The 1454-nt window shown below is 62.2% G+C and carries 1 protein-coding gene; it reads left to right on the top strand.

Annotation, left to right across the window (positions count from 1 at the left end):
• The coding region (acs, locus tag LC094_RS21500) for an acetate--CoA ligase (RefSeq protein ID WP_226554846.1) at positions 1–1454 on the top strand (1454 nt) is incomplete at both ends.

Below are 1454 nucleotides of genomic sequence, written 5' to 3'. Positions count from 1 at the left end.
TTCGGGCGCGTGGACATCAAATGGTATGCCGACGGCGTCTTGAACGTCTCCGCCAACTGCATCGACCGTCATCTGTCGAAAAAATCCCTGCAAACCGCGATCATTTTCGAGCCGGACGATCCCGATGAGCCCGCCCAGCACATCACCTACAAGGAGCTCTCCGACAAGGTGAACCGCATGGCCAACGTGCTGCTCAGCCAGGGCGTCATGCGCGGTGACCGGGTTGTGATCTATCTGCCGATGATCCCCGAGGCCGCTTACGCGATGCTTGCCTGTGCCCGCATCGGTGCAATCCATTCCATTGTTTTTGCAGGATTTTCCCCGGACGCGCTCGCCAACCGCATCAACGATTGCGGCGCGAAGCTGGTCATCACCTCCGACACAGCACCCCGCGGCGGCCGTCGCACGCCGTTGAAGGCCAACACTGACGCCGCGCTTTTGCACTGTTCCGACAAGGTCCGCTGCCTCGTCGTCAAACACACCGGTGATCAGATCTCCTGGGTTCAGGGCCGCGATGTCGATGTCAAATATCTGATGGAACACGCCTCCCCCGACTGCCCGCCGCGTCCGATGAACGCCGAAGACCCGCTCTTCATCCTCTACACCTCGGGCTCCACGGGCAAACCGAAAGGCGTCGTCCACAGCTCCGGCGGCTACCTCGCCTATGCAGCACTCACCCACAAATACGTCTTCGATTACCACGACGGCGACGTCTTCTGGTGCACCGCCGATGTGGGCTGGGTCACCGGGCATAGCTACATCGTCTACGGTCCGCTCGCCAACGGCGCGACGACCGTGATGTTCGAAGGCGTGCCGACCTACCCCGACGCGGGCCGCTTCTGGGCCGTTTGCGAAAAGCACAAGGTCAACCAGTTTTACACCGCGCCAACCGCGCTGCGCTCGCTCATGGGTCAGGGCAACGAATGGGTTGAAAAATATGATCTTTCCGACCTGAAAGTGCTCGGCACCGTCGGTGAGCCGATCAACCCGGAGGCCTGGAACTGGTACAATGAGGTCGTCGGCAAAGGCAATTGCCCCATCGTCGACACCTGGTGGCAGACCGAGACCGGCGGGCATCTTTTGACGCCGCTGCCGGGCGCGATTGCCACCAAACCGGGCTCCGCGACCAAGCCGTTCTTCGGCGTGCAGCCGGTCATTCTGGACGCCACCACCGGCGAGGAACTGACCGAGACCGCGACCGAAGGCGTGCTCTGCATCAAGGACAGCTGGCCCGGCCAGATGCGCACCGTCTGGGGCGATCACGAACGCTTCCAAGAGACCTATTTCCAGCAGTACAAAGGCTACTACTTCTCCGGCGACGGCTGCCGCCGCGATGCGGATGGCTACTATTGGATCACCGGCCGCGTCGACGACGTGATCAACGTCTCGGGCCACCGCATGGGCACGGCCGAGGTCGAAAGCGCGCTGGTCGCCCACGCCAAAGTCGCCGAAGC

The organism is Celeribacter naphthalenivorans (assembly GCF_020524585.1).
GTDB lineage: Bacteria > Pseudomonadota > Alphaproteobacteria > Rhodobacterales > Rhodobacteraceae > Celeribacter > Celeribacter naphthalenivorans.
This window is presented reverse-complemented; position numbering and strand designations above follow the sequence as displayed.